This window comes from Klebsiella sp. MS 92-3 (assembly GCF_000195655.1).
GTDB lineage: Bacteria > Pseudomonadota > Gammaproteobacteria > Enterobacterales > Enterobacteriaceae > Klebsiella > Klebsiella pneumoniae.
Window position 1 is genome coordinate 49,774 of sequence record NZ_GL882803.1, and the last position, 6,952, is coordinate 56,725.

Consider the following 6,952-nt stretch of genomic DNA (forward strand, 5'->3'; position numbering starts at 1 on the left):
CCCGTGGCATCCGCGTGCTGCGGGCCGCCAACTCCTCCTATAAGCCGTTGCCGATGGCTGGCGCGCTGGGCGAGGAAGTAATCGTCAATTCCGAATACTGATGACCGCCTGAACGCGATAAACGGCAGCGACGGCGCTGCCGTTTTTTTATGCAAAATCAGGGGTGGAAGGTTTTACCTTTTCACGTATTGCTGCACACTTAGAAGGATTCATTCGCAAAAGGAGTCAATGATGTGGTATCAGCAAACCCTGACGCTTGGGCCAAAATCCCGCGGTTTTCATCTGGTCACCGACGAAATCCTTGGCCAGATCCGCGGGCTGTCCGGGGTGAAGGTTGGCCTGCTGCACCTCCTGCTCCAGCATACTTCCGCTTCCCTGACGCTCAACGAAAACTGCGATCCCACCGTCCGCTATGACATGGAGCAGTATTTTCTCAACGCCGTACCGGACAATGCGCCGTATGAACATGACTATGAAGGCCCTGACGATATGCCGTCGCACATCAAATCATCGATGCTTGGCGTGTCGCTAATGCTGCCGGTCGAGGACGGGCGCGTCAGGCTGGGAACCTGGCAGGGCATCTGGCTGGGGGAGCATCGGATACACGGCGGTTCGCGGCGCATCGTTGCGACGCTCATGGGGGAATAAAAGATGACAATTTCGGAGTTATTACAGTACTGCATGGCGAAACCGGGAGCAGAGCAGAGCGTCCACAGCGACTGGAAAGCCACGCAGATTAAGGTCTCAGATGTGCTGTTTGCCATGGTGAAGGAGGTTGAGGACCAGCGGCCGGCGGTCGCGCTGAAGGCGAGTCCGGAGCTGGCTGAGCTGCTGCGTCAGCAGCATCGCGATGTCCGGCCCAGCCAGCATCTCAATAAAGCGCACTGGAGCACCGTCTATCTGGATGGCTCGCTGCCGGATTCGCAAATCTACTACCTGGTCGATGCGTCTTATCAGCAGGCGGTGAAAATGCTGCCGGAGCCGGTCCGGCAGCAGCTTACCCGCTAATTATTTCAGCATGGGCTTGAGGAAGCGCGCGGTGTGCGAGGCTTCGCACTCGGCGACGGTTTCCGGCGTACCGGAGACCAGGATTTCGCCGCCGCCGCTGCCGCCTTCCGGGCCGAGATCGACAATCCAGTCGGCAGTTTTAATCACATCGAGGTTGTGCTCAATCACCACGATGGTATTGCCCTGATCGCGCAGCTGGTGCAGCACTTCCAGCAACTGCTGGATATCGGCGAAGTGCAGACCGGTGGTCGGCTCATCGAGGATATACAGCGTCTGGCCGGTACCGCGCTTGGACAACTCGCGCGCCAGCTTCACGCGCTGCGCCTCGCCGCCGGACAGGGTCGTCGCCGACTGGCCAAGGCGGATATAGGTCAGGCCGACGTCCATCAGGGTTTGCAGCTTACGCGCCAGCGCCGGCACGGCATCAAAGAATTCACGCGCCTCTTCAATGGTCATATCCAGCACTTCGTGGATGGTCTTACCCTTGTACTTAATCTCCAGCGTTTCGCGGTTATAGCGTTTGCCTTTGCACTGGTCGCACGGCACGTAGATATCCGGCAGGAAGTGCATCTCAACCTTAATGACGCCGTCACCCTGGCAGGCTTCGCAGCGCCCACCGCGAACGTTAAAGCTAAAGCGCCCCGGCGTATAGCCGCGTGAGCGAGACTCCGGTACGCCGGCGAACAGCTCGCGCACCGGGGTAAACACCCCGGTATAGGTTGCCGGGTTGGAGCGCGGCGTCCGGCCGATCGGGCTCTGGTCGATATCGATCACTTTATCGAAATGTTCCAGCCCCTGGATATCGCGATACGGCGCTGGTTCGGCGATGGTCGCGCCGTTGAGCTGGCGCTGGGCAATCGGGAACAGGGTATCGTTGATCAGCGTGGATTTACCCGAGCCGGAGACGCCGGTGATGCAGGTAAACAGGCCCACTGGCAGGGTGAGCGTTACATCCTTCAGGTTGTTGCCGCGCGCGCCGGTCAGCTTGAGGACTTTCTCCGGGTTGGCGGGCACGCGCTGCTTCGGCACTTCAATTTTGCGTTTACCGCTCATGAACTGCCCGGTCAGGGATTCCGGGACCGCCATAATGGCCTCCAACGGCCCTTCCGCTACTACCTGGCCGCCGTGAACGCCAGCGCCGGGACCGATATCGATCACATGGTCGGCGGCGCGAATGGCGTCTTCGTCGTGCTCAACGACGATCACCGTGTTGCCTAAATTACGCAGGTGGATCAGGGTGCCGAGCAGGCGTTCGTTATCGCGCTGGTGCAGGCCGATAGAGGGTTCATCCAGCACGTACATCACGCCAACCAGCCCGGCGCCAATCTGGCTTGCCAGACGGATACGCTGGGCTTCGCCGCCGGAGAGCGTTTCCGCCGAGCGGGAGAGCGTCAGGTAGTTGAGGCCGACGTTGACGAGGAATTTCAGACGATCGCCAATCTCTTTCAGCACTTTTTCGGCGATTTTCGCCCGCTGTCCGGAGAGCTTCAGATTGTTGAAGAAATCCATCGCATGGCCGATGCTCATATCGGAAATGGTCGGCAGCGGGGTGTTTTCCACAAACACGTGGCGCGCCTCGCGACGCAGACGCGTGCCGTCGCAGCTGGCGCACGGACGGTTGCTGATGAACTTCGCCAGCTCTTCGCGCACCGCGCTGGATTCCGTCTCTTTGTAACGGCGCTCCATGTTATGCAGCACGCCTTCGAACGGATGGCGGCGCACCGAGGTATCCCCGCGGTCATTCATGTATTTGAATTCAATACTTTCTTTACCTGAACCGTACAGCACCACTTTCTGCACGTTGGCGCTGAGGGTGCCCCATGGCGCTTCGACGTCGAATTTATAGTGCTCCGCCAGCGACTTCAACATCTGGAAGTAGTAGAAGTTACGCCGATCCCAGCCGCGGATGGCGCCGCCCGCCAGCGACAGCTCGGGATTTTGCACCACGCGATCGGGATCGAAATATTGCTGCACGCCGAGGCCGTCGCAGGTCGGGCAGGCGCCCGCCGGGTTGTTAAAGGAGAACAGACGCGGCTCCAGCTCGCGCATGCTGTAGCCGCAGATCGGGCAGGCGAAGTTGGCGGAAAACAGCAGTTCTTCCGCTTTCTCATCATCCATATTAGCCACAATGGCGGTCCCGCCGGAGAGCTCCAGCGCGGTTTCAAACGACTCGGCCAGGCGCTGCGCCAGATCGTCGCGCACCTTGAAGCGGTCGATGACTACCTCAATGGTGTGCTTCTTCTGCAGCTCCAGCTTCGGCGGATCCGACAGATCGCAGACCTCGCCGTCGATCCGCGCGCGGATGTAGCCCTGACTGGCGAGGTTTTCCAGGGTTTTAGTGTGCTCGCCTTTGCGCTCTTTAATAATGGGCGCCAGCAGCATCAGGCGCAGGCCTTCCGGCTGGGCGAGGACATTATCGACCATCTGACTGACGGTTTGCGCCGCCAGCGGCACGTCGTGATCCGGACAGCGCGGTTCGCCGACGCGGGCGTACAGCAGACGCAGATAGTCGTGAATTTCGGTAATAGTACCCACCGTCGAGCGGGGGTTGTGAGAGGTTGATTTCTGTTCGATGGAAATCGCCGGCGACAGCCCTTCGATATGGTCGACGTCCGGCTTCTCCATCAGCGACAGGAACTGTCGCGCATAGGCGGAGAGCGATTCGACGTAGCGACGCTGGCCTTCGGCATACAGGGTGTCGAAAGCGAGTGAAGATTTGCCAGACCCGGAAAGCCCGGTGACGACAATGAGTTTGTCGCGCGGGATAACGAGGTTGATGTTTTTGAGATTATGGGTGCGGGCGCCCCGAACTTCGATCTTATCCATTCACCTTTCCCGGTAGGTAGATACACGGATTGCCTGGTTTGCTTGAAGGACAAACGGCAGAAACGGCTAATTATGACACAATTTAACCTGAATGAATATACAGTATCGGAATGCAAATTCGGGTCGAGTGTGCAACAATGTCGTAGCCGGGTACTATCTCTGGAATCAGCCTCGCAGCTATTAAAATGCTACGTGGAAATGGTACACTCGCGCGTTTACACTATTAAGAAACGTATTCAGGAGACACGAACATGGCCAGCAGAGGCGTAAACAAGGTGATTCTCGTCGGTAATCTGGGGCAGGACCCGGAAGTACGCTACATGCCAAGTGGCGGCGCTGTCGCCAACTTCACGCTGGCAACTTCCGAATCCTGGCGTGACAAGCAGACCGGCGAAATGAAAGAGCAGACCGAGTGGCACCGCGTTGTGCTGTTCGGCAAACTGGCGGAAGTCGCTGGTGAGTATCTGCGTAAAGGCTCTCAGGTGTACATTGAAGGCCAGTTGCGTACCCGCAAGTGGACCGATCAATCCGGTCAGGACAAATACACCACCGAAGTGGTGGTGAACGTGGGCGGCACCATGCAGATGCTGGGCGGCCGTCAGGGCGGCGGCGCACCGGCAGGCGGCGGCCAGCAGCAGGGCGGTTGGGGTCAGCCGCAGCAGCCGCAGGGCGGCAACCAGTTCAGCGGCGGCGCGCAGTCCCGTCCGCAGCAGCAGGCCCCGGCAGCGCCTTCCAACGAACCGCCGATGGACTTCGACGACGACATCCCGTTCTAAGGCTTGCCTTAGGCGCACTGTCTGCGCAGTCGAAAACAGAAAGCCCCGGTTTCGCCGGGGCTTTTTCTTTGTTATTCCTGCACCGTCATTTCAGGATGGAATTTGACCTACGGTAACGAGCGATTCAGATGACGGGCACCTGAGCGGTGGCGGCTGTCGCCACGCTGGGCTGCGGTTTGACTGGCTGCGCTACCGGCTCCTGCCGCGGTACGGCCGTCGCTTTCTGTTTGCGGGCCATGCCATCGACGATCAGCCGATAGGCGATGTAATACTTATAGATATTGCTGACGTAGGTTACCGTCTCGGCGCCAATTTTTTCTGCCGCCATATTTTCGACGTTACCGAACCAGACGTTCGGGTCAAATCCTCGCTGTTTAGTCATGGTGCGCAGGCGGGCGATACGCGCCGGACCCGCGTTATAGGAGGCAAAGGTAAACAGCGCTTTATCGAGCCGGGTCATGGGCTCATCGGCATAGTACCGATCCATCATCCAGCGCATGTATTTCACGCCGGCATGGATATTGGGATCCAGCTGTTTAATATCGCCCACCTTCAGCTCTTTTCCAGTGCTGGGCATCACCTGCATAACGCCGATGGCGCCGACGTGGCTCCGTACCGACTGATTCAGCCGCGACTCCTGGTATCCCTGGGCCGCCATCAGCAGCCAGTCGACGTCGTAACGATCGCCGTACTTGCGGAAGACATCTACCATCGCGAGGAATTTGCGTCGTTCCTTACTCGCCGCGGCATTTTTGACATATTTAGCATTTTTCAGGTAACGCAGCAGGAGAGTATTGCCCAGCGTGGTGCCCTGACGATTCTTTTTGACGAAGTTGTTCAGTACCGTCAGCAGCTGCGGGCTGTCTTTGCGTACCGCCCAGGCAATGTCGCCGCCGTCGCGCAGCACCACATTGTCATGGACCTGAATTTTTGGAAACACCTGTTTCCAGAACAACGCTTTATGCTGATCGACGACGATCAGCGGAATCAGCCCGGCGTTGAGCATTTCCAGCAGATCTTCATCCTCCAGCGCTTCCGGCGCCGCCTCCAGTATCACCGGTGGGCGCGACTCACCGGCAAATCGGGCGTTCAGCGCTTGCAGGCTGTCGTAATAGCTGGAGGAGCGGCGAACAAAGACGGTTTGACCAGAGAGTTGCTCCAGGCTGTCGACCTTCGGTGAAGCCGGGCCGGAGATCAGTAATTCTTTCACGTTGCTGTAGAGCGGCTGGGCGAAATCGACCTGTGCTTCCCGCGAGGGCGTGATAGTCAGATTGGCAGCCGCAATATCGCCTTTACCTTCATTAAGCGCGATAAAGAGATTGTCCCGACTGACCGGCACAAAAACGATATGCAGCTTCAGGTGGCGCTGTTTGAGCTTTTTATCCTTCGCTAGCTGTTTATTCAGCTCGTTTTCCAGCGCGATAAAAATGTCGTGCGTCGCCCCGCGCTGGGTGCCTTTATCAATAAAAAAGAAGGTCTTGCTGTAGGTGGTTAATACCCGAATGGTACGACGGTCGATCATGCCAGGCAGATCGCCTCTCCATGGCCGTAGCATATCGTCGATATGAATCGATAGCGTGTTGTCTTCGGCTGCTGCCGGCGGCGCTTTTTCCGCCTCTACTGCCGGCAGCAGAGGAGCGAATAACAGTGTCGCGAGGCAGGTGAGCCAGGCGATAAACAGACGTGATAGCGAGTAGGCGTTCATGGAGGAATACTCCGCAGGGGATGTGATTATTTTAGCAGAACGGCCGCCGTTAGCTGGGAACGACAAGGGCGTAAAAAACATAACAATGCCGACAAATAGTTTTCTCCCATTTTATCGCTTACTATTAATGTGTTTTTATCTTTAATTTAACTATGGAGATAATATGGCGAAAATGTGTGTTTTTAATGATAAATAGAAAATAATGATGATGTTTTTATTTTATTTCTCCCCATCTGTTTTGTTGTAACTTTTTGATTGTTGGTGTTTATTTTATTTTTCTCCGATATTGATTATTATCATCTTGATAATGAATCTCATTTTTATTACCGTAACACGGCACATTACTCTAATGACACGCTGTCTGGATTACGCTATCAAAGAATAGCGCGCAGCGCTTTTTCTCTAATGATGAAACAGGGCACTTAATTTTATTATGCCTCACGCTTTTTTTATTCCCATTAATGCCGGGAAGGCGCTGACCTGCGCCAAAATCTGGCGACGCGCTGAGGCAAGTATTTTATCCCATTGTTTTTTCAATTGGGGAAGGCGTTATGCCCGACAGCAACAGAAAACAGGGCATATTCTATGAAATACACGTCTCACTTCCCGGGTGATGCTGCCAACTTACTGATTTAGT

5 protein-coding genes and 1 pseudogene are annotated in these 6,952 nt (G+C 56.3%); 4 read left to right on the forward strand and 2 right to left on the reverse strand.

The genetic code is table 11. The features are described from left to right. The 3 genes and pseudogenes from HMPREF9538_RS31065 to HMPREF9538_RS14800 all read left to right on the forward strand — a co-directional run. Positions 1-101: pseudogene (locus HMPREF9538_RS31065) on the forward strand (acid phosphatase AphA); the annotation flags it as partial. A 130-nt stretch (positions 102-231) separates the two neighbouring features. Next, the gene (locus HMPREF9538_RS14805) at positions 232-648 is read left to right on the forward strand and encodes a secondary thiamine-phosphate synthase enzyme YjbQ (protein ID WP_002884951.1); all 417 of its coding nucleotides are present in this window, start codon (positions 232-234) and stop codon (positions 646-648) included. Between the two features lie 3 nt (positions 649-651). Further along, positions 652-1,008, forward strand: a complete 357-nt coding sequence (locus tag HMPREF9538_RS14800; RefSeq protein WP_002884953.1) for an MmcQ/YjbR family DNA-binding protein — start codon at positions 652-654, stop codon at positions 1,006-1,008. Here the strand turns inward: HMPREF9538_RS14800 and uvrA are convergent, their stop codons facing one another. Next, positions 1,009-3,834 (reverse strand): excinuclease ABC subunit UvrA, encoded by a 2,826-nt coding sequence (gene uvrA / locus HMPREF9538_RS14795; RefSeq protein ID WP_004146620.1) that lies wholly within the window; start codon positions 3,832-3,834, stop codon positions 1,009-1,011. Between the two features lie 251 nt (positions 3,835-4,085). Between uvrA and ssb1 the strand changes: the two genes are divergently transcribed. Continuing rightward, positions 4,086-4,610: a single-stranded DNA-binding protein SSB1 gene (ssb1, locus tag HMPREF9538_RS14790; RefSeq protein ID WP_004151744.1), complete on the forward strand. Its 525-nt coding sequence runs from the start codon at positions 4,086-4,088 to the stop codon at positions 4,608-4,610. Between the two features lie 124 nt (positions 4,611-4,734). Here ssb1 and HMPREF9538_RS14785 read toward each other — a convergent pair whose 3' ends face one another. Further along, the gene (locus tag HMPREF9538_RS14785; protein WP_009485004.1) at positions 4,735-6,315 is read right to left on the reverse strand and encodes a lytic transglycosylase F; all 1,581 of its coding nucleotides are present in this window, start codon (positions 6,313-6,315) and stop codon (positions 4,735-4,737) included. Between the last annotated feature and the right edge of the window lie 637 nt (positions 6,316-6,952).